Origin of the sequence: Cupriavidus sp. H18C1 (assembly GCF_049311595.1) — a bacterium.
Taxonomy (GTDB): Bacteria; Pseudomonadota; Gammaproteobacteria; order Burkholderiales; family Burkholderiaceae; genus Cupriavidus; species Cupriavidus cauae.
Map to the genome: position 1 here is coordinate 2,157,640 of NZ_CP186008.1, position 20,868 is coordinate 2,178,507.

General features: G+C 68.9%; 13 protein-coding genes, 1 tRNA gene and 5 pseudogenes. 8 read left to right on the forward strand and 11 right to left on the reverse strand.

Features of this window, described 5'->3' with window-relative positions:
- Nucleotides 1-36: 36 nt before the first annotated feature.
- The 4 genes and pseudogenes from soxB to OJJOAM_RS10005 all read left to right on the forward strand — a co-directional run bounded on the left by soxB (nt 37) and on the right by OJJOAM_RS10005 (nt 3,296).
- A pseudogene (gene soxB, locus OJJOAM_RS09990) lies at nt 37-1,761 on the forward strand (thiosulfohydrolase SoxB).
- 91 nt (nt 1,762-1,852) lie between these two features.
- A tRNA-Ala gene (locus OJJOAM_RS09995) sits at nt 1,853-1,928 on the forward strand.
- A 415-nt stretch (nt 1,929-2,343) separates the two neighbouring features.
- Nucleotides 2,344-2,523 carry a hypothetical protein gene (locus OJJOAM_RS10000; protein ID WP_023265082.1) on the forward strand — a complete coding sequence of 60 codons (180 nt, stop codon included), beginning with the start codon at nt 2,344-2,346 and terminating at the stop codon, nt 2,521-2,523.
- Nucleotides 2,524-2,525: 2 nt separating this feature from the next.
- Nucleotides 2,526-3,296 carry a DUF6338 family protein gene (locus tag OJJOAM_RS10005; RefSeq protein ID WP_422647873.1) on the forward strand — a complete coding sequence of 257 codons (771 nt, stop codon included), beginning with the start codon at nt 2,526-2,528 and terminating at the stop codon, nt 3,294-3,296.
- A gap of 140 nt (nt 3,297-3,436) precedes the next feature.
- Here OJJOAM_RS10005 and OJJOAM_RS10010 read toward each other — a convergent pair whose 3' ends face one another.
- Nucleotides 3,437-4,774, reverse strand: a complete 1,338-nt coding sequence (locus OJJOAM_RS10010) for an MFS transporter (protein ID WP_150081975.1) — start codon at nt 4,772-4,774, stop codon at nt 3,437-3,439.
- A gap of 145 nt (nt 4,775-4,919) precedes the next feature.
- A complete protein-coding gene (locus tag OJJOAM_RS10015; protein ID WP_422647874.1) occupies nt 4,920-6,737 on the reverse strand; it encodes a GMC family oxidoreductase in 1,818 nt (605 codons plus the stop codon).
- Nucleotides 6,738-6,891: 154 nt separating this feature from the next.
- Between OJJOAM_RS10015 and OJJOAM_RS10020 the strand changes: the two genes are divergently transcribed.
- Nucleotides 6,892-7,746 (forward strand): IclR family transcriptional regulator, encoded by an 855-nt coding sequence (locus OJJOAM_RS10020; RefSeq protein ID WP_422647875.1) that lies wholly within the window; start codon nt 6,892-6,894, stop codon nt 7,744-7,746.
- 25 nt (nt 7,747-7,771) lie between these two features.
- Here OJJOAM_RS10020 and OJJOAM_RS10025 read toward each other — a convergent pair.
- From OJJOAM_RS10025 to OJJOAM_RS10045, 5 genes and pseudogenes are all read right to left on the reverse strand, one after another.
- A pseudogene (locus OJJOAM_RS10025) lies at nt 7,772-8,867 on the reverse strand (hybrid sensor histidine kinase/response regulator).
- Between the two features lie 9 nt (nt 8,868-8,876).
- A complete protein-coding gene (locus OJJOAM_RS10030; protein WP_422647876.1) occupies nt 8,877-9,545 on the reverse strand; it encodes a chemotaxis protein CheB in 669 nt (222 codons plus the stop codon).
- 97 nt (nt 9,546-9,642) lie between these two features.
- On the reverse strand, nt 9,643-10,488 hold the full coding sequence (locus tag OJJOAM_RS10035) for a CheR family methyltransferase (protein WP_422647877.1): 846 nt from the start codon (nt 10,486-10,488) through the stop codon (nt 9,643-9,645).
- Nucleotides 10,489-10,517: 29 nt separating this feature from the next.
- Nucleotides 10,518-11,969, reverse strand: a complete 1,452-nt coding sequence (locus OJJOAM_RS10040; protein ID WP_422647878.1) for a response regulator — start codon at nt 11,967-11,969, stop codon at nt 10,518-10,520.
- 121 nt (nt 11,970-12,090) lie between these two features.
- Nucleotides 12,091-13,875: pseudogene (locus tag OJJOAM_RS10045) on the reverse strand (GAF domain-containing sensor histidine kinase); the annotation flags it as partial.
- A 223-nt stretch (nt 13,876-14,098) separates the two neighbouring features.
- Between OJJOAM_RS10045 and OJJOAM_RS10050 the strand changes: the two are divergent.
- Nucleotides 14,099-15,062 (forward strand): annotated as a pseudogene (locus OJJOAM_RS10050) (DUF808 domain-containing protein).
- Between the two features lie 525 nt (nt 15,063-15,587).
- On the opposite strand, the gene OJJOAM_RS10055 reads toward OJJOAM_RS10050, so the two are convergent.
- Entirely contained in the window at nt 15,588-16,235 is a 648-nt protein-coding gene (locus OJJOAM_RS10055; protein WP_422649561.1) for a DNA-3-methyladenine glycosylase I, read from the reverse strand.
- Between the two features lie 315 nt (nt 16,236-16,550).
- On the opposite strand from OJJOAM_RS10055, the pseudogene OJJOAM_RS10060 reads away from it, so the two are divergent.
- A pseudogene (locus OJJOAM_RS10060) lies at nt 16,551-17,487 on the forward strand (DODA-type extradiol aromatic ring-opening family dioxygenase).
- A gap of 91 nt (nt 17,488-17,578) precedes the next feature.
- On the opposite strand, the gene OJJOAM_RS10065 reads toward OJJOAM_RS10060, so the two are convergent.
- The 3 genes from OJJOAM_RS10065 to OJJOAM_RS10075 form a co-directional block, all read right to left on the reverse strand.
- Nucleotides 17,579-18,760, reverse strand: a complete 1,182-nt coding sequence (locus tag OJJOAM_RS10065) for an MFS transporter (RefSeq protein ID WP_422647879.1) — start codon at nt 18,758-18,760, stop codon at nt 17,579-17,581.
- 424 nt (nt 18,761-19,184) lie between these two features.
- Nucleotides 19,185-19,598 carry a VOC family protein gene (locus tag OJJOAM_RS10070; RefSeq protein ID WP_422647880.1) on the reverse strand — a complete coding sequence of 138 codons (414 nt, stop codon included), beginning with the start codon at nt 19,596-19,598 and terminating at the stop codon, nt 19,185-19,187.
- An 18-nt stretch (nt 19,599-19,616) separates the two neighbouring features.
- Nucleotides 19,617-19,964 carry a GFA family protein gene (locus OJJOAM_RS10075; RefSeq protein WP_422647881.1) on the reverse strand — a complete coding sequence of 116 codons (348 nt, stop codon included), beginning with the start codon at nt 19,962-19,964 and terminating at the stop codon, nt 19,617-19,619.
- A gap of 220 nt (nt 19,965-20,184) precedes the next feature.
- Here OJJOAM_RS10075 and OJJOAM_RS10080 point away from each other — a divergent pair, with 220 nt between their 5' ends.
- A complete protein-coding gene (locus OJJOAM_RS10080; RefSeq protein ID WP_422647882.1) occupies nt 20,185-20,799 on the forward strand; it encodes an HD domain-containing protein in 615 nt (204 codons plus the stop codon).
- Nucleotides 20,800-20,868: the final 69 nt, after the last annotated feature.

Genomic DNA, 20,868 nt, shown 5'->3' on the forward strand with positions numbered 1-20,868 from the left:
CCGGACGGCGCGGCCGCCATCGAGAGGAAGACGACAATGAACCGACGCGAGTTCCTGCAGGTGCTGGCCATCGCCAGCGCCGCGGGCATGGCTTTTCCCACGCGCGACGCGCAGGCGGCGCAGGCCGCGGCGAAGCTGTACGACGTGCCGCGCTTCGGCAACGTGCACCTGCTGCATTTCACCGACTGCCATGCGCAACTGCTGCCGGTCCATTTCCGCGAGCCCAGCGTCAACCTGGGCATCGGGGACTATGCCGGCAAGCCGCCGCACCTGGTCGGCCAGGCCCTGCTCAAGCACTACAGGATCGCGCCGGGCAGCGCCGAGGCGCACGCCTTCACCTATCTCGATTTCAACGAGGCCGCGCGCCGCTACGGCAAGGTCGGCGGGTTCGCGCATCTGGCCACGCTGGTCAAGCAGCTGAAGGCCAGCCGCCCCGGCGCGCTGCTGCTCGACGGCGGCGATACCTGGCAGGGCTCGGCCACCGCGCTGTGGACGCGCGGCCAGGGACATGGTCGACGCCGCGCTGGCGCTCGGCGTCGATGCGATGACCCCGCACTGGGAAATGACGCTCGGCGCCGAACGCGTGCGCGAGGTGGTCGATCGCGACTTCAAGGGCAAGGTCGCCTTCCTGGCGCAGAACGTCAAGACCAAGGACTTCGAGGACCCGGTCTTCGAGGCCTACACGCTGCGCGAGATGAACGGCGTGCCGGTCGCGATCATCGGCCAGGCCTTCCCCCTATACGCCGATCGCCAACCCCGGCTACCTGGTGCCGGACTGGACCTTCGGCATCCAGGAAGAGAACCTGCAGCGCATCATCGACGAGGCCCGCGCCAAGGGTGCGCAGGCGGTGGTGCTGCTGTCGCACAACGGCATGGATGTCGACCTGAAGCTCGCCTCGCGCGTGCGCGGACTCGACGCCATCCTCGGCGGCCATACCCATGACGGCGTGCCGGCCCCGGTGCGCGTGCGCAACGCGGGCGGTACCACGCTGGTTACCAACGCCGGCTCGAACGGCAAATTCCTCGGCGTGCTCGACTTCGACGTGCGCGGCGGCAAGGTGGCCGATTTCCGCTACCGGCTGCTGCCGGTGTTCGCCGACTACCTGCCGGCCGATCCGGCGATGGACGCGCTGATCCGCAAGGTCCGCGCGCCCTACGAGCAGAAGCTGGGCGAGGTGCTGGCGGTCAACAAGGAACTGCTCTACCGCCGCGGCAATTTCAACGGCACCTTCGACCAGCTGATCCTGGATGGACTGATGGACGTGCAGGGCGCCGAGATCGCGTTCTCGCCGGGCTTTCGCTGGGGCACCACGCTGCTGCCCGGGGAGGGCATCACGATGGAAAAGCTGATGGACCAGACCGCGATTACCTACCCGTACACCACGGTGACGCAGATGAGCGGCGAGACCATCAAGACCGTGCTGGAAGACGTGGCCGACAACCTGTTCAACCCGGACCCCTACTACCAGCAGGGCGGCGACATGGTCCGCGTCGGCGGCCTGCAGTACACCATCGACCCCGCCGCGCCGATGGGCAAGCGCATCACCGAGATGCGCCTGAAGGGCAAGCCGATCGAGGCCGGCAAGACCTACAAGGTCGCCGGCTGGGCCCCGGTCGCCGAGGAAGCCCGCCACAACGGCGGCCCCCCGATCTGGGACCTGATGGCCGGCTGGCTGCGCCAGCGCAAGGAAGTGGCCGCGGCGCCGCTGAACCTGCCGTCGGTCAAGGGGGATGGGCGGAAACCCGGGCATGGCGGCTTGAGGTTGCGTGATGGCTGGGTCGACGGCGGTCACGCCAACCCGCCGCGACGGCTTGAAATGGCCGCAAAGCTCACGCTATAATCGCCCGCTACGGGCCGATAGCTCAGCTGGGAGAGCGCTGCGTTCGCAATGCAGAGGTCGGGAGTTCGATCCTCCTTCGGTCCACCAAGATTCAAAGGCCAGAGCGTGCGCTCTGGCCTTTTGCTTTTTGGGGGCACTGGGGGGCCGCCAGAACGCCGAATGCAAGAACCGAAAGCTTGCTGCAGCGTTGAATTCGACGCTGTGGAGCAGGCATGCTGATATGCGTGCCATGAAGCGAACCTCTTGCACCGGGCTCCGGCCCGCCCCTATACTACGCGGCAACAAAACCCGCCAAGGCTATGCGCGCGAGCGTACCCTCAAACCGGCGGGTTACTTTTTTTGTGCGGCAGAGTCTGGCCAGGGCTGCATCGGAACAACGATGAAAATACCCTTTGGCAAGCCGGCTACGACTCACGCGCAGCCAGGCTGATTCCCACGGCCCCTTGTCCCCCCCAGCCCTCCATGGCACGTCGACTATACTTTTCCCATTGGAGGACAAGCGATGAAAGCCACTGTCAGGACCACGGTCAAGCTGATCCGCAACGATCCCGAGAGCGACAAGGCGCTGCGCGAGTTCATTGCCACCGGGAAGCTGAACTCCACCAGGACGTTCAAGATCCGGGACGCCGCCAAGGGCGTTGAGCGCGAGGTCAAGCTGAAGCTGATTCCCGCCCAGGGCTGACCTTGAACATTGCGCTGCCCGCGATCCTGCTGTTTTTCCTGGTCGCGCCGGGCTTCCTTTATCACCACTACAGCCAGGCCAGAGAGGCGCGCGAAGCCGACATGACGCCCTTCGGGGCGACGGCGATCAAATCCATCGTGCTGGCGCTGATCGTGGATGCCGTGGTCGGCCTCGCCGCCACGGAATATTTCGGTTACCAGCTCTATCTCGGCGACGCGCTGCGCATGCTGTCCGGCGGTGCCGCGGCGGCCAGCGTCCCGCCGCACCGCTATGAATGGCTGAACGAACACCCGTGGCCGGTGTTCGGTTTCTTCGCCGGGACGTTTGGCCTTGCCTTCGCGCTGGCGATGCTGCGCCGGTGGCTGGTCAGCCGATTCCACCTGGACCATCCGAACAGCTGGGCGAGCGGCTTCTTCCGGCAGCAGGCGCCCTGGTACTACCTCTTCAGCGGCATCGATTCGGGCATCAGCGACGGCGCCATGGTGGTCGTCAGCGCCGTGGTGCCGATGAAGGACCAGTCGTATCTCTACACCGGCCTGCTGGAGGATTTCGAGTTCAAGAGCGATGGGGAGCTGGAGCGGATCATCCTGTCCGCCGCGTCCCGGCGCAGATTGACCGACGACCGTGGACGCAGGCTGGAGGAGCACGGGCGCTTCTACCCGATCGAGGGCAATCGGCTGGTGATCCGGTCCAGCGAGTGGACGACCTTGAACGTCAAGTTCCTGGTGGAAGAAAAGGCCGAAGCTGCGGCTCCGGCCATCGCGGACGTTTAGCGCATCTGCCTGGCCGAAGCCTCGGCCCCGGCCCTCGCGGACGACTAACGCATCTGCCTGGCCCAAGCCGCGGCTCCGGCCCTCACGGACGATCAGCGCATCTGCCTGGCCGAAGCCTCGGCTCCGGCCATCACGGACGACTAGCGCATCTGCCTGGCCGAAGCCGCCACGACCGGCCCCGCCTCCCGCGCCTCTCCCGACCCCGACGACCGCCCGATCAACGCCGCCGATACCGCCGACACCAGCCCGGCAAACATCACGTACGCACAGATCTGCCACGGCTTGCCCTCGCCCGACTTCAGCAGCGCGGTGGCGATGATCGGCGTGATGCCCGACGCGAAGATGCCCGAGAACTGGTAGACGAACGAGATGCCGGTATAGCGGACCTTGGCGTCGAACAGCTCGCAGAACAGCGCCGCCTCCGGGCCGTAGACCGCGGCGTAGAAGATGCCGAACGGCACGATGATGGCCAGCCACAGCAGCATCACGTTGCCGCCGCCGTTGAGCATCAGCCAGAACGCGGGGAAGGCCGAGCATGCGGTAATCAGCGATCCCCAGAAGTAGACCCGGGTGCGGCCGATGCGGTCCGACAGGTGGCCGAAGAACGGGATGAAGAAACACATCACGATGGCGGCGGCCATCACGCCGGTCAGCGCCTCGGTGCGGCTGATCTTCACCGTCTGGGTCAGATAGCTGATCGAGAACACGCCGAAGACATTGAAGAAGACGCCGTCGATATAGCGGGCGCCCATGCCCTTCAGGATGTTGCCGGGGTAGCGCCGCATCATGTCGACAAAGGGAATGCGCGTCTCTGCGTTGCGCTGCTTGACCGCGGTGAACTCGGGCGTTTCCTTGATCGACAGCCGGATATACATGCCGACGAAGACCATGCCGGCGGACACCAGGAAGGCCACGCGCCAGCCCCAGCTGAGGAACTGCTCGTCCGTCAGCGTCAGCGACAGCAGCGCCACCACGCCGGAGGCCAGGCACAGGCCGATCGACAGCCCGATCTGGGGCAGCGAGGCATAGAAGCCCTTGCGGCCCGGCGGCGCGTACTCGTAGGCCATCAGCACCGCGCCGCCCCATTCGCCGCCGAGCCCGATGCCCTGCAGCACGCGCAGCAACAGCAGCAGGATCGGCGCCCACAGGCCGATGCTGTCGTAGGTGGGCACCAGGCCGATCAGGAAGGTCGAGATGCCCATGATCATCAGCGTGATCACCAGCATGCTCTTGCGGCCGACGCGGTCGCCGAAGTGGCCGAAGATGACGCCGCCGAGCGGCCGCGTGACGAAGCCCACCGCGAAGGTGGTGTAGGCCAGCATGGTGGCGACCACCGGATCGCCGGCCGGGAAATACAGCTTGTTGAACACGATGCCGGCGACGACGCCGTACAGGAAGAAGTCGTACCACTCGATGGTGGCGCCGATCACCGATGCCATCGCGACCTTGCGTACCGCCTGTTCGTTGGGGCTTGCCATGCTTGTCTCCTTTGGATGGACGGCGCCCTTGGTGGAATGAGTATGCGGGCGCTCGCGCTGCTGGGGGGCTCGGCCGTGGGTGGCGCAGCGAACCGAGCCCGGGTTCGCTGCCGCTATGCGTTGGCGGGGCGATGGCGGGCCGGGGTCAGACCGGCTCGGTGATGCCGCGCTCGGGTTGGCGATGGGCCTGGCGCTCGGCTTGGCCCTCGGTATCGCGTTCGGTCTGCCGTCGGGTTTGGCGCTCGGGCTCGCGCTCAGGTTTGCGCTCAGGCTCGCGCTCGGTCCCGCGCTCAGCCTCGCGCTCGACCCGAACCGGCCCCGCCGCCGCCGCGCCGACGATCTCGCTGACCGTCTGCACGCGCGCATCCTCGCGAATGAAGTCCGCCGCGCGCTCGGCCATCATCACCACCGGCACATTGGTATTGCCCGACACCAGCGTCGGCATCACCGAGCAATCGACCACGCGCAGGCCCGCCACGCCATGCACGCGCAGCCGCTCGTCGACCACCGCCAGCGGATCGCTGGCCGGGCCCATCTTCGCTGTACCCGACGGATGGAAGATGGTGGCGCCGTACTCGCGGCAGAAATGCAGGATCTCGTCGTCCGACTGCACCGCGTCGCCGGGCCGGAATTCGGCCTGCATCAGCGTGCGCATCGGCTCGGTCTGCGCCACGCGGCGGGCGAAGCGGACCGAGGCGATCGCGCTGCGCCGGTCCAGCTCGGCCGACAGATAGTTGGGCTGCATCGACGGCGGCGTGAACGGATCGGCCGAGCGGATCCGCACCGTGCCGCGCGACTCCGGACGCAGCTGGCAGACCGAATACGTACAGCCGGAGAACGGATGGACCTGGCCGCCCGCCATGTCGGCCGACAGCGTGGCGAAGTGGAACTGCGTATCGGGCGTCGCGCTCTCCTGCGGCAGGACGCGGCAGAACATCGCGCCCTGGTTGATGCCGATCGCCAGCGGTCCCTGCCGCCACAGCAGCCATTCGAGCCCCATGCGCGCCTTGCCGAACAGCGAGCGCAACTGGTCGTTGGTGGTGATCGGCCGCGCCACCTGGTAGATCAGCCGGATCTGCAGATGGTCCTGCAGGTTCTCGCCGACGCCGGGCAGCGCGTGCACCACCGGCACACCGAACTCGCGCAGCAGGCTCGCCGGTCCGATCCCCGACAGCTGCAGCAGCTGCGGCGACTGCAGCGCGCCGGCGCACAGCAGCACCTCGCGGCGCGCGCGCAGCACGTGCTGGCGGCCGTTCTGCATATAGCGCACGCCCACCGCGCGCCGCCCTTCGAACAGGATCGCGGTCGTATGCGCGCCGGTCTCGATGCGCAGATTGGGACGCGACTGCGCCGGCCGCAGATAGGCCACCGCGGTCGAGCAGCGCCACCCCTTGCGCGTGGTCAGCTGGTAGTAGCCGACGCCTTCCTGGTCGCCGGTATTGAAATCGGCCTTGCGCGGCAGGCCGAGCGCTTCGCCCGCTTCGATGAAGGCATCGACCAGCGGATGGCGCCGATCGATCGACGTCGCGTTCAGCGGACCCTCGGTGCCGCGCGTCGGGCCGGGGCCGAGGTCGTTGTTCTCGAGCTTGCGGAAGTAGGGCAGGCAGTCGTCCCAGCTCCAGCCGCGATTGCCCAGCGCGGCCCAGTGGTCGTAGTCCTCGCGCTGCCCGCGCACGTAGATCAGGCCGTTGATCGCGCTGCTGCCGCCCAGCGTGCGGCCGCGCGGCCAGTAGATGCGCCGGTTCAGCATGTTGGGGTCGGGGTCGGTATGGAAGCCCCAGTTGACCTCCTTGTGGAACATCGTCTTGCCGTAGCCGATGGGGATATGGATCCACGGATAGCGGTCCGGCGGTCCGGCCTCGAGCAGGCACACCGCGTGGCGGCCGTCCTCGCTGAGCCGGTTGGCCAGCACGCAGCCGGCCGAGCCGGCGCCCACCACGATGTAGTCAACGGTTTGCGACATCGTCGCTGTCTCCTGATCGGGTGTTGCGGGCAGGGTTTGTCCGGGGCGGAATGGCCGCGGGCTCTGCCAGCAACGTTCTTATAATGGAACGACTTGTCCCGATTTTATTTGCCGACCCGGAAATGAAAAGGCAATACGCGTGGAGGCGCGGAAAGTGAAACAGAACGTGCAAATTCCGTTTCAGAATCGCAGTGCAGCAGCCAGTGCGGCAGACCCGCGTGTGACCGACGAGGACGCGCGCAGCCTGCGCGTGCTGATGGTGCTCGATGCGCTCGCGCGCGCCCAGCATCCGCAGACCCTGGCGCAACTGTCGCAGCGCCTGCACGTGCCGAAGACCACGCTGATGCGCCTGCTGGCGGCGATGGAGGGCGCGGGTTTCGTGCTGCAGATGCCGGCCGAACGCGGCTTCGTGCCGGGACCGCGGGCCGCGGGGCTGGCGCTGCAGACCTTGCGCAGCCCGCCGGTGCTGCGCGAATGCCGCGCGATCCTGGGCCGGCTGGTGGCGGCCCTGGGCGAGACCTGCAACCTGACCGCGCTGGACGGCGATCGCGTGCTCTACGTCGAACGCGTCGAAACCCACGAGCCGCTGCGGCTGCAACTGTCGCCGGGCATCCATGTGCCGCTGCACTGCACCGCCAGCGGCAAGCTGTTCCTGTCGGCGATGAGCCGGCTGGAGCGGCAGCATACGCTGCAGCGGCTGGTGCTGACGCGCAATACGCCGCGCACGCTGGCCGATCTGTCGCTGCTGGAGGCCGAGCTCGATCGGCTCGGCGCGCGCGGCATCGGCGTCGACAACGAGGAATTCGTGCGCGGCATGACGGCGGTGGCGGTGCCGGTGCGCGAGCTGGCATCGGAGGCGAACGGCACGGCGGCAAGCGCGCGCCCGGTGCTCGCTGCCATCGCCTGCCACGCGCCCACGGCGCGCGTACCGCTGGAAGGACTGCTGCGGGCGGTGCCCGTGCTGCAGGAGGCGGCGCAGCAGATGGCGCGGGTATTACGGAGTGAATGACCCGCGCGCCGAGACCAGCGAACCGCTACACAGCTCCGTGCCGCGGCACCCACACCGTGAAGGTGGTTCCCGTCCCCCTCGCGCGAAACGACCTCGATATCGCCGCCATGCAGCATCGCCAGTTCGCGCGCGATATGCAGGCCCAGCCCCAGCCCCTCGGATTCGGTGGCCGAGCGCCCCGAGCGGAAGGCGTCGAACAGATGCGGCAGCAGGTCAGGCGGGATCGCGCCGCCGTTGCTGACCGCCACCGTCACGCGGTCGTCCGTGCCCTCGACCCGCACGCGCACCGGCACCGCCGGGTCGCCATGCTGCAGCGCGTTGCCGATCAGGTTGGCCAGCACCTGCGACAGCAGCCCGGGGTCGACCGTCGCTACCGTATCGCCGAAGCGTTCCAGCAGCAGCCGGCCCTTGCCGTGCCGGCTCTCGTGTTCGTCGACGATCGCCGCGCACAGCGCATGCAGGTCCTCGCGCTGCAGCGAGGGCTGCATGCGGCCGCCGTGCAGCCGTGCGACATCGAGCAGCTGATCCACCATCCGCACCATGCGCGTGCCGCTGCGGCGGATGCGCTCGACGGCGGGCGCGGTCTTCTCGTCGTGGCAGAAGCGCTCCAGGAACGAGGTCGAGGCCAGGATCGCCGACAGCGGCGTGCGCAGGTCGTGCGCCAGCACCGCCATCAGCATCTCGTTGGCCTTCAGCAGCCGCTGCGTGGTGGCGAGCTGCTCGGCCAGCTGCTGCTTCTGCCGCGCCAGCTGCACGAACACATCGACCTTGGCGGCGAGGATGTTGGCGTCCAGCGGCTTGTAGAGGAAATCGACCGCGCCGGTCGCATAGCCCTTGAAGGTGCGCTGGCTGTCGTAGCCGGCCGCGGTCAGGAACAGGATCGGGATATGGTTGGTTCGGGTGCTGCCGCGCATCAGCTCGGCCAGCTCGAAGCCGTCCATGCCCGGCATGTGCACGTCGAGGATGGCCAGGCCGAACTCGTGCTGCAGCAGCAGGTCCAGCGCCTGCGGGCCGGAGTTGGCGTGCACCAGTTCGACGTCGGGTCGCGCCAGCACCGCATCGAGCGCGGTCAGATTGCTGGCGATGTCGTCGACGGTCAGGATCTTGATGGGATCGGACATGGCAAGGTTTCAGTGGACGGCGCGCCGCAGCCGGCTGCCGATCGCTTCCAGGGTCAGCACCTCGTCGACCGCGCCGCGCGCGATCGCCTCGGCCGGCATGGTCTCGGCCGACGCGGTGTCCGGGGCCTGCACCCAGGTTCGTCCGCCGCAGTGGCGGATGGTCTCGAGCCCGCGCGCGCCGTCGTCGTTGGCGCCGCTGAGCAGGATGCCGAGCAGCGCCTCGCGCCAGGCATGCGCGGCGGACTCGAACAGCACGTCGATCGACGGGCGCGAGAAGCGCTCGGGCGGATCGACCGACAGCGCGAAATGCACGCCTTCGGCGCGCTCGCTGCCGAGATTTCCAACGGGAGTACCGACTTGACTGCCGGAGTAGGCGCCACCGTGGCGGCTGTCGCGCTCGACCAGCAGGTGATAGTCGGGCGGCGCCAGGTACAGGTGGCCGTGCCGCACCGGCATCTTGTCCTCGGCCTCGCAGACCGGCAGCGCGCAGCGCAGCGAGAACAGCTGCGGCAGCAGGCTCGGCGTATCCGGCCGCAGATGCAGCACCACGATCAGCGCCGGACGGAAGGCCGCCGGCAGCATCGGCAGCAGCACGTTCAGCGCCTCGATGCCGCCGGCCGAGCCGCCGATGACGACGGCGTCGGGCGCGGGGGACGGGTTGGCGATGGAGGCGTTCATGCGGCGATAAGTCGTGTCAATGCGGTGGTGTCAATGCGTCGATGTCGATGCGGTGATGTCGATAGAGCGATGTCGATGCGGCGATGCCGGTGCGAATTCATCGCTTGCGGTACAACCGGTCCGACGGCATCACGGCCTCGAAGGCCTCGGCGTGCGCGCTGAACTGCAGCGTCTCCTTGCTGCCCAGCCCCAGAAAACCGTGGCGCACCAGCGCGTCGCGGAACAGCCCGAGCGCGCGGTCCTGCAGCGCGCGGTCGAAGTAGATCAGCACGTTGCGGCACGAGATCAGCTGCGCTTCCTGGAACACGCTGTCGGTCGCCAGGCTGTGGTCGGCGAACACCGCGCGCGAGACCAGGCCGGCATCGAACTTGGCCTTGCCGTAGGCCGCGTGATAGTAGTCGCCCAGCGAATGCCGGCCGCCCGCGGCGAGGTAATTGCGGCCGAAGCCGCGCAGCCGGCCGGCGTCGTAGACCCCGGCGCGCGCCTCGGCCAGCGCCGCCGGGTTGATGTCGGTCGCATAGAAGGTGGTGCGCTCGTGCAGGCCCTCCTCGGCGAACAGGATCGCCAGCGACCACAGCTCCTCGCCGGTGCTGCAGCCGGCCACCCACACCGCGATCGACGGATAGGTCTTGAGCACCGGCGCGACATGCTCGCGGATCGCGCGGAAGTACGACGGGTCGCGGAACATCTCGCTGACCTGCACCGTCAGGTACTGGAACAGCCGCGCGAACAGCGCCGGATCGCGCAGCATGCGGTCCTGCAGCTGGGACAGCGTGTCGAGCCTCAGGTCGCGCAGCGCCTGCGACAGCCGGCGCCGCAGCGAGGCGCGCGAATAGCCGCGGAAATCGTGCTGGTACTTGCGGAAGATCCCCTCGAGCAGCAGTTCGAGCTCGATCTCGAAATCGTCGGCGGGCACGGCCGCGAACGCGTCGTCGGCCGGCATGGAGCCGGTCGAAGGCCGGGCGGGAGGGGTCAGCGCGCGTGGAGCCATACCCTGCACAGCGAAAGCAGCTTGTCGATATCGATCGGCTTGGCAATGTAGTCGTTGGCCCCGGCCAGCAGGCAGGCCTCGCGATCGGACGACATCGCCTTGGCGGTCAGCGCGATGATCGGCAATTGCGCGTGGCGGCCATCCTGGCGGATATGCCGCATCGCGGTCAGTCCGTCCATCTCCGGCATCATGATGTCCATCAGCACCAGGTCGATATCGTCGCGGCCGTCGAGGATTTCAAGGGCCTGGCGGCCGTTGCGCGCGATCTCGACCTGCGCGCCGAGCGGTTCGATGACCTTGGACAGCGCGAAGATATTGCGCGCGTCGTCCTCCACCAGCAGCAGCCGGCGGCCCTCGAAGGCGTCGTCGCGGCTGCGCACCGCGCGCAGCATGCGCTGGTGTTCCGGCGGCAGCGCCGATTCCACGCTGTGCAGGAACAGCGTGACCTCGTCGAGCAACCGCTCGGGCGAACGCGCGCCCTTGATGATGATCGACTTGGAATGGCGGCGCAGCTGCTGCTCGTCCTCTGCCGACAGCTGACGGCCCGTGTAGACGATCACCGGCGGCATCGAATACGAGGCGTCGGCCGCCATCTGCTCGAGCAGGTCGTGACCCGAGCCGTCCGGCAGCGCCAGGTCCATCACCACGCAATCGAAGCGGCGTTCCGACAGCCGCGCCAGCGCCGCCGACACGGTGTCGGCGGTGACGATGTCGATGTCGGCCGATTGCAGCAGCGCGCGGATGCTCTCGCGCAGCGTGGCGTCGTCCTCGACCACCAGCACCGTGCGCATGCCGCCGCGCGCCATGCGCGCCTCCAGCTCGCGGATCACGCTGGCGAGGTCGTCGCGGCCGCTCGGCTTGAGCGTGTAGCCGATCGCGCCGCGGTGCAGCGCCGCCTCGGCATGGTCGCTGATCGACACCAGGTGGGTCGGGATATGCCGCGTGGCCGGGTCGCGCTTGAGCCAGTCGAGCAGCGTCAGCCCCGAATGGTCGGGCAGCGCGACATCGAGCAGGATGCCGCAGGGCTGGTATTCGCGCGCCAGCTCCAGTCCCTGCTGCGCGGTGGTCGCGTGCAGGCAGTCGAAGTCGAGTTCGTGCGCCAGGTCGTAGAGGATCCGCGCGAAGGCGACGTCGTCCTCGATGACCAGGATCAGGCGGTTTCCGCGCGAGCGCCGGTCGCGGTCGTCGTCGATCGGCGCCGGGCCGAGCATGGTGTGCAGCGGTGGCGCGCTGATCGTGATCGAAGACGCGCTCTGCGCCGTGGGCGTGGTGTGCGACATCTGCGCCGTGTGCCCTTGTCTTGCGCCGGCAGCATGCGTCGACGCGGACATCGCGGCGACCGCATCGGGCACCGGCGCGGGCTGCGGCGAGGTCAGCGCCTCGGTCACGTCGATGCCGCCCTCGGCCGCGACCTGCGCCGCCGCTTCGAGCACCGCCGCCGGGGCAGGGGGGCACCGACGAGACGGCCGCCGCCGGCGCGGCCGGTCCGATGAATTCGAGCGGCAGCGTCAGCGTGAAGGTGCTGCCGGACCCCGGTTCGCTGTCGACCGTCAACGTGCCGTTGAGCAGCTGCGCCAGCTGGCGCGAAATCGACAGGCCCAGGCCCGTGCCGCCATAGCGCCGGCTGGTGGTGCCGTCGGCCTGCTGGAAGGCCTCGAAGATGATGGCCTGCTTGTCGCGGGCAATGCCGATGCCGGTATCGCGCACCGCGAAGCGCATGCCGTCGTGGCCATCGCGCGTGACCGACAGCGTCACCTCGCCGCGCTCGGTGAACTTGAAGGCGTTGGACAGCAGGTTGCGCAGGATCTGCTGCAGCCGCACGTTGTCGGTGACCAGCGTCGCGGGCAGGTCCGGCGCGCGCTCGATGCGGAACTGCACCGACTTCTGCGCGGCGATCGGCGCGAAGCCTTGCGCGAGGCCGCCGACCAACGCCTCGATGTCGACCGGCTCGGGCTGCACCGTCAGATGGCCGGCCTCGATCTTGGACAGGTCGAGGATGTCGTTGATCAGATTGAGCAGGTCGGTATTGGCCGAGTGGATGGTGGCGGCATAGCGCACCTGCTCGGGCGTCATGTTGCCTTCCTTGTTGTCCTGCAGCAGCTTGGCCAGGATCAGCGCGCTGTTGAGCGGGGTGCGCAGCTCGTGCGACATGTTGGCCAGGAACTCGGACTTGTACTGGTTGGCGCGCTCGAGCGCCCGCGCGCCGGCCGCGAGTTCTGCCTGGTATTGGAGCAGGTCCCGCTTCTGCGCCTCCAGCAGCTGCGTGTGTTCCTCCAGCTGGACGTTGCTCTGCTCAAGCTCGGCCTGCTGGGTCTCCAGCCGCGCCTGCGATTCCATCAGCGCGCGGCCGCGCTCCTCCAGTTCCTCGTTGGAGACGCGCAGTTCCTCCTGCTGGACCTGCAGTTCCTCGGCCTGGCGCTGGGTCTGTGCCAGCAGCGTCTCCAGCCGCGCGCGATAGGCCGAGGCGGTCAGCGCCACGCCGGCGGCTTCCGCGATGCGGCCGATCAGCTCGACGGTGTCGTCCAGCTTCGGCTGCGCGCTGGCGAAGGCCAGCTCGACCACGCCGACCACATGGCCGTCCGCGGTGACCGGGGCGGCCAGCACCGCCTGCGGCACGTCGCGGCCCAGCGCCGAGCCGATGCGCAGATAGTGCGACGACAGCCCGCGCGCCAGCAGCGGCCGGTTTTCGCTGGCGGCTTGTCCGGCCAGCGTCTCGCCAAGCGCCAGGTTCTCGGGCGTGTCGGCGGGCGCGGCCCAGCCGGCCAGCCGCTTCAGGCTGCCGTCCTCGAGCCGATAGACCACGCCGGCCTGGGCCTGCGCCAGCGGCACCAGCGCGCGCAGCAGCGCGCTGCCGACCTCGGCCGGACTGTCGAGCCCACGGGTCTGCTGGACCACGCGTACCTGGCCTTCCTGCAGCCAGACGAAGCGGCGCATCTGCAGCTGGCTGGCGATATAGCGGTAGATCGCCGCGGCGAGGAACCACATCACCACGGTGCCGCAGAGGCGGTTGATCAGGCCGATGGTCGGATCGCCCCCGCCCGGCGAGAAGATATAGCCGGCCGCCATCAGCAGGGTCGCCCCGGCGGCCGTCCATAGCGGCATCATCGGCCGGTCGACGAACACGCACAGGCAGATCGGGAGCAGATAGAAGATCCACTCGGCGACGCCGAGCGGGGTCAGCAGGTCCGCGACCAGCAGCGCGGCCAGCAGCAGCGGAATGACGAGCGTACGCAGCAGATCGCTGCGCGCAAGGGATTGGGGCATGGGCGACCGGGTGGAATGGAGAAGGCGGGGGGCGCCGGCGCAATAGCCGCCCGGTGCCTGCGCATGACGCCCCATGCTACAGATCCAAGTGACGTAAAAAAATCAGACAAAATCCGACATGCCCGCCATGCTGGAAGCGCGACCGGCTATGGCAGTATGGCGCGATGGCGGCGCCACTCGCGGTCCCGGCCGCGGCCCGCGGCGCCTTGCCGACTCTCCAACACCACAGGAGCCCGAACCATGCCGAGTTTCGATCGCCGTACCGTTGCAGGCGAGCTGCCGCAGGGAGGCCGCTGAGATGGCCGGTGCCAGCCTGCTTGCGCTGCTCGACGATATTTCGACGATCCTCGACGACGTCGCCACGATGAGCAAGGTCGCCGCGCGCAAGACCGCGGGCGTGCTCGGCGACGACCTCGCGCTGAACGCGCAGCAGGTGACCGGCCTGAAGGCCGAGCGCGAGCTGCCGGTGGTGTGGGCGGTGGCGCTCGGCTCGTTGCGCAACAAGGTGATCCTGGTCCCGGCGGCGCTGGCCATCAGTGCCTTCGCGCCCTGGGCGGTGACGCCACTGCTGATGATCGGCGGCGCGTTCCTCTGCTACGAGGGCTTCGAGAAACTCGCCCATCGCTACCTGCCCGGCCATGCGGAACCGACCGAGCGCGCCCGGGAGGCGGTCGAGCGCGCGGCGCTGCGGCAGGCGGCCTCCAATCCCGCGGTCGACCTGGTCGCGCTGGAGAAGGAAAAGATCAAGGGCGCGGTCCGCACCGATTTCATCCTGTCCGCCGAGATCATCGTGATCTCGCTCGGCACGGTCGCCAACGCGCCGTTCGGCACCCGGCTGGCGGTGCTGACCGCGATCGGGCTGCTGATGACGGTGGGGGGTCTACGGGCTGGTCGCCGGCATCGTCAAGCTGGACGATGCCGGGCTCTACCTGAGCGGCCGCGGCAACGGCTTCGCGCGCCGTATCGGCGACGGCCTGCTGAAGCTGGCGCCGATGCTGATGAAGACGCTGTCGGTGGCGGGCACCATCGCGATGTTCCTTGTTGGCGGCGGCATCCTGGTCCACGGCCTGCCGTGGGCGCACCACCTGGAAGAGAGCGCCGCGCAGTGGCTCGGTGCCATTCCCGGCCTCGGGCCCTTCCTGTCCTGGCTGGGGCCGCTGCTGATCAATCTGGTCGGCGGCGTGATCGCCGGCGCGATCGTGCTGGCGGGCGTGATGCTGGTGCAGCGCGGCCGGCGGGCGTTGCGACCGAGTTCGCACTGAAGCCTCGCCGGGCGTGCTGACGGCGGCCTGGGGATAACTCCGGGGACAACCCTGTGCCTGTCCTGTGCGCCGCACAAGGGACAAGCGCTGGGCAGCTTGTGGGACGCCTGTGGAGCGCGGACGGACAACTTCGGCGCGCTGCGAACCCGTTTCCGCGAGGGCATCGGGTTATCCCGTATACGTCGGGTTTTCCCCTAAGCCTTATACAGTCCGCCAGCCCTTGTACTGCAAGGGCGCGGCGCCCTTATCCACTGTCGAGGGCGCCGTTTTACCTACTACTACTATCTACGTATACGTAAAACAATCTTTAAAGACCATGGGGCACCGTTGCGCGGTGCGGCGGCTGGATGTGCGTTTACGTACGTAGGCACGTAGGCACGTCGGGCAGGTTGGGCACGTTCGGCAGGTCGGAGACGCCATGCCCCTTGGGACGTCCATGGGTCCCAGGCACGCAGCCTGGCCGCCCCAACCGCCCCAACGGCCCCAACGGCCCCGACGGCCGCGACGGCCCCGACCGCGTTCCTGCTACCGCGGCACCTTGAAGGCCGCGCGTCTGCGTTGCGCCTCCTCGCGCGCCCAGCATCCCTGCTGGTGGTCGTTGACCATCCCCATCGCCTGCATCAGCGCATACATCGTGGTCGGCCCCACGAAGCGCCAGCCGCGCTCCTTCAGGTCCCTGGACAGCGCGGTGGCTTCCGGGCAGGTCGTCATCGTGCGCAGTACCTCCGGCGTCAGCACGGCAGGCCGGCTCTTCGGGTCCGGCTCGTAGCGCCACAGATAGGCGGCCAGCGAGGATTCGGTTTCGAGCAGTTCGAGCGCGCGCTGGGCGTTGTTGATCGCCGCCTCGATCTTGCCGCGGTGGCGCACGATGCCGGCATCGCCGAGCAGCCGCTCGATGTCGCGCTCGCCGAAGCGGGCCACCTTCTCGACGTCGAAGTTGGCGAACGCCTTGCGGAAGGCCTCGCGCTTGCGCAGGATCGTCAGCCAGCTCAGGCCGGCCTGGAAGCCCTCGAGGCACAGCTTCTCGAACAGGCGGCGGTCGTCGTCGACCGGATAGCCCCACTCGTTGTCGTGGTAGTGGCAATAGTCCTCGAGCGTGCCGCACCAGCCGCAGCGTGCCAGCGGCGTGCCGGGCACCGGTGCGGCCTGCTTCGGTCGGGTGGTGGCGGGCATGGTGGTCATCGTGTCTCCGTTGTCTCGATTGGGGCCGGTGGGGCAGGGTTGGGGCCGGTTTGGGCCGGTTTGGGCCACGTTGGGCCGGGTTGAGCCAGGTGGGGCTGGGTGGGGCCAGGTTGGGACGAGGTCGCGACCTCGCAAGCAAGCCGCCATGTTAGTGCGAGTTCGCCGCCGCTTGCAGGGGACAACGCCGCAACGCTGAATTTCAAAATATTTGACCGAGGCGTCCGCAACGCTTGACGCCGCGACGGTGGGGATTTGTCAAACTAGGCCCGTATTCCCCGAATCCACGCTGTCGAAGAAAGGATGCCCATGTTGCCCGCGCTCTATGTCTCCCACGGTTCGCCGATGCTGGCGATCGAACCCGGCCCGGTGGGCCCGGCGTTCGATGCGCTGGGCGAGCGGCTGCGCGCCTTGCGCCCGCGCGCGGTGCTGGTGATTTCGGCGCACTGGATCTACAGCACGCTGGCCGTGACCACGGCGGAGCGCCAGCAGGCCTGGCACGACTTCGGCGGCTTCCCCCCGGAGCTCTATGCGCTGCGCTACGACGCGCCGGGTTCGCCGGCGCTGGCCGGGCGCGTCAAGGCGCTGGTCGAGGCCGCCGGCATCCCCGGCGCCGGCTTTGTCGCGCTGGACGACGCCAGGCCGCTCGATCACGGCGCCTGGCTGCCGATGCGGTATTTCTTTCCCGATGCGGACGTGCCGGTGGTGCAGCTGGCACTGAACCCTTATCTGGACCCGGCCGTGCAGATCGAGATCGGCCGCGCGCTGGCGCCGCTGCGCGACGAGGGCGTGCTGGTGGTCGGCTCGGGCAGCTTCACGCATAACCTGCGCGAGGTGTTCGGCGAGGAACGGCCCGTGCAGCACGGCGGCGCGGCCGAGCCCTATGTCGAGGCGTTTCGCGGCTGGATGGCCGACGCGCTGGACGAGGCGCTGCGCACCGGCGATACCGCGCGCATTTCGCGTTATCGCAGCGAGGCGCCGCACGCGCGCCGGGCCCATCCGACCGACGAGCACCTGCTGCCGTTCTTCGTCGCGCTGGGGGGCGGCGCTAGGCCCCGCCGCGGGAACCGCCGGCGCTCCTGTGCCGGCCAAGGTGGCAGAGACGGCAGAGACGGCTGAGATGGCACAGGTCGCCAAGGTCGCCGGGGCCGCCAAGGTCGCGCGTGCGACCGATGCGGTCACCTACGGCGTACTGGCGATGGATACCTTCGTCTTCGAAGGCATGGGCGCGGCCGCCGCGGCGTGAGGGTGGCGGGTCCCGGCCCGCGGCCGCCGCGGCGTGAGTGCGGCGGGGCCCCGCCAGGCGGCTGCCGCGGCGTGAGGCCCGGCGGGGCCGGCTAGGCCGCCGCCGGCGGCGGCGCCCCCAGCATGCCGCGCCGGCGCAGCGCATAGGCGAACGCGCCCAGCGCCGCCAGCCCCAGCACCACCATCACCCACAGCATCAGCCAATAGCCGCCGGCCGCGCTCCACATCAGCGCGCCGAGCCACGGCGCGATCGCCTGCATCAGCAGCACCGGCGTCATCATCAGCCCGTTCAGCGTCGCATAGTGGTGCCGCGAGATCAGCTCGGGCATCGCCATCGCCCGCAGCATCGTGTTGATGCCGTTGGCGCAGCCGTACAGCACCGCGGCCAGCATCAGCCATTTGCCGTGGCCCAGCGCCAGCGTCAGCAGGCCGAGGCACATCACCAGGTAGACCGGCATCGCGATCCGCACCGGCTGTCGCGACGGCATGCGCGCCATCGCCAGGCGGCCGATCACCTGCGCCGGCCCGATCAGCGCCGCCACCATCAGCTGCTGGCCGACCGGCAGCCCCTTCTCGTTGAGCATCGGGATCAGGTGCGCGCCCAGCAGCGAGGCCACCACCGCCAGCGCGGTGAAGGCCAGCACCACCGCCCAGAACACCGGATCGCGCAGCGCGAGCGTGGCGATGCCCGGCGAGCCCTTCCCCAGCGGCGACACCGGCTGCACGCTGGCATAGGTCGGATGCGGCGTGAAGCGCAGCCGCGCATGCAGCGGCGCGCAGACCAGCAGGTTCAGCGCGGCGAAGATCAGCAGCGTGCCGCGCCAGCCGATATGCAACACCAGCCATTGCGCCAGCGGAATGAAGATGGTGCTGGCAAAGCCCGCCACCAGCGTCACGATGACGATCGACTTCTGGTAGCCGTCGCCATAGGCCTGGCGCAGGACGACGAAGGCGGGCTCGTACAGCGTGGTCGCCATCGCCAGGCCCAGCGGCACCCACATCAGCAGGAACAGCGTCGGGTTCGGCGTCCAGGCCCACAGCATCAGTCCCAATCCGGCCAGCACCGAGCCGCTGCCCATCACCCACCGCGCCGGCGCGCGATCGAGCAGCCGCCCGACCGCGAACGAGCACAGCGCCCAGACCAGCAGGCCGAGCGAATAGCCGCCGGCCAGGAACGGTTTGCCGTAGCCGAGCGTGCGGCTCATCGGCTCGATGAACACGGTAAAGGTGAAGTACAGCGTGCCCCAGGAAATGGTCTCGGTCAGGCCAAGCACCCAGGCCAGATGGCGAGGCGGTTCGGACCAGGGGGGCGGGGGTGGGGCTGTGGTTCGGCGGCGCCGGCGGCGTCGCTGGCGGCCGCCATGCCGGGGGCAGAGCCGGCGGTGTCGGGGCGCGGACCGGGAGAGAGGTCGGGTGTCGTCATGGCATGCGCCGGGGAGGCCGGCGCCGTGGCCGCCGATGCGATGCCGGCGGCGCATGGTTGGGGGAAACCCGATTGTAGCGGCGGCTCGCCGCCGCGTGCGCGGGGCGTTGCGCGGCGGCATCGGGCGCGTTCCCGGGCTTTCGCGTTCTCCCGAGACTTCGCGCGTTCCCTCAGCCTTCGCGTCTTCCCCCGGCTTTCGCGCCTTGCCCGGGCCTTCGCGCCTTCCCCCGGCTTTCGCGCCTTGTCCGGGCCTTCGCGCCTTCCCCCTTCCGGACCTACGCCTTGGCGTCGGGCGGTCCCTTCAGCTCGACCACATTGCCATCGGGATCGCGCAGGTAGATCGACGGTCCCGTGCCCTCGGCGCCGTAGCGCGATTCGACGGGTCCGGCTTCGACGCCGTGCGCCCGCAGATGGGCGGCGATGGCCTGCGCATCGAAGGGCTCGACGCGCAGGCAGAAGTGGTCCAGATTGCGGCCCTCCAGGCCCGGCCCCGCGCCGCCCGCCTTGCCGAGCGGGCCGTCCAGCGTGACCAGGTCGATCAGGCTCGCGCCGGCGCGCAGCTGCGTCAGCCCAAGCTTCGGCTGCTCGCGCTCCAGCGTGCAGCCCAGCACGTCCACGTAGAAGCGCAGCAGCGCCGGCACATCGGCGCTGCGCAGCACCAGATGATCGAGACCCCGGATCGACAGCATGGCGTCAGCGCGGCGGCGTCAGAGGCGCCGCCCGTCGAACGGGATGACCTTCAGCTTGTCCAGGTCGATCCCCTCCAGGCAGCGCGCATTGACGGCCGCCGTCGGCTGGCCCTTCGGATCGGTGGCTTCGCCGAACGGCCCGCAGCCGCACACCGGGCAGAAATGGTGGGCGATCTTCATGGTGTGGAAGCGGTAGGTCGAGTAGTCGGACTCGGGCGTCTTCAGGTGAAACCGGTCGCGCGGCACGAACCACAGCAGATGGCCGCGCCGCTGGCAGATCGAACAATTGCACGACAGCACGGCCTCGATCTCGCCCTCGACCTCGAATGCAATGCGGCCGCAGTGGCAGCTGCCCTGGTATGGCATGGTGTTCTCCTCGGTTATGTGGACGGTGCCGCCGGTGCTTCAGGGGGAATCGCTTCGGCTGGCTGGCTTCAGCGGGTTGGCTTCAGCGGGTTGGCTTCAGCAGGTTCGCCTTCGACCGGTGGCGGCGACTGTCGGTATCCTGACAGTGTAGCGGCATCAACCGGTGTCACAATGCCGCAATCCCAGAGCGCATCAGCGCCGACCCCACCAGGAGACCACCATGAGCGAATCCCACCAGGCGCCGCGTGCGCGCTTCAGCCATATGGAACAGGGCACCCGCGAAGACTGGGCCGCGATCTCGGCCGAGTTCATGCCCTATGCCGCCGCGCTGCCGGACCGCGTGCTGGCCCATCTGCGGCTGCTCGACGGCGATTGCGGCGGCTTTCCGGTCGACCGGCTGACCCACAGCCTGCAGACCGCCACGCTGGCCCACCGCGACGGCCGCGACGAGGAATACGTGGTCTGCGCGCTGCTGCACGATATCGGCGACACGCTGGGCAGCTACAACCATCCCGACATTGCGGCGGCGATCCTCAAGCCCTTCGTCAGCGCCGAGAACCTGTGGATGGTGGAAAAGCACGGCGTATTCCAGGGCTACTACTTCTTCCATCACCTGGGCCTGGACCGCAACCTGCGCGAGCAATTCCGTAGCCAGCCCGAGCTGTTCGAGCGTACCGCCGAGTTCTGCGCGAAGTACGACGCGGCGGCCTTCATGACCGACTACGACACGCTGCCGCTGTCGTTCTTCGAGCCGATGGTGCGGCGCGTGTTGGCGCAGCCGAAGAACTCGATGTATGTGAAGAAGGGCGAGGACAAGCTGGCGCAGGTGGAGTAGGGCGGCAAGCTGACTCGGAGAATCGGCGCCCCTCCCCCGCTGTGCGGGAGAGGGCAGCACACCGCAGGC

Excerpts from the sequence above, each read along its gene's own strand:
- OJJOAM_RS10030 (WP_422647876.1), bottom strand. The coding sequence starts at position 9,545 with ATGAACGCCTCCATCGCCAACCCGTCCCCCGCGCCCGACGCCGTCGTC.
- OJJOAM_RS10010 (WP_150081975.1), bottom strand. The coding sequence starts at position 4,774 with ATGGCAAGCCCCAACGAACAGGCGGTACGCAAGGTCGCGATGGCATCG.
- OJJOAM_RS10015 (WP_422647874.1), bottom strand. The coding sequence starts at position 6,737 with ATGTCGCAAACCGTTGACTACATCGTGGTGGGCGCCGGCTCGGCCGGC.
- OJJOAM_RS10075 (WP_422647881.1), bottom strand. The coding sequence starts at position 19,964 with ATGCCATACCAGGGCAGCTGCCACTGCGGCCGCATTGCATTCGAGGTC.
- OJJOAM_RS10070 (WP_422647880.1), bottom strand. The coding sequence starts at position 19,598 with ATGCTGTCGATCCGGGGTCTCGATCATCTGGTGCTGCGCAGCGCCGAT.
- OJJOAM_RS10080 (WP_422647882.1), top strand. The coding sequence starts at position 20,185 with ATGAGCGAATCCCACCAGGCGCCGCGTGCGCGCTTCAGCCATATGGAA.
- OJJOAM_RS10055 (WP_422649561.1), bottom strand. The coding sequence starts at position 16,235 with ATGCCCGCCACCACCCGACCGAAGCAGGCCGCACCGGTGCCCGGCACG.
- OJJOAM_RS10035 (WP_422647877.1), bottom strand. The coding sequence starts at position 10,488 with ATGCCGGCCGACGACGCGTTCGCGGCCGTGCCCGCCGACGATTTCGAG.
- OJJOAM_RS10000 (WP_023265082.1), top strand. The coding sequence starts at position 2,344 with ATGAAAGCCACTGTCAGGACCACGGTCAAGCTGATCCGCAACGATCCC.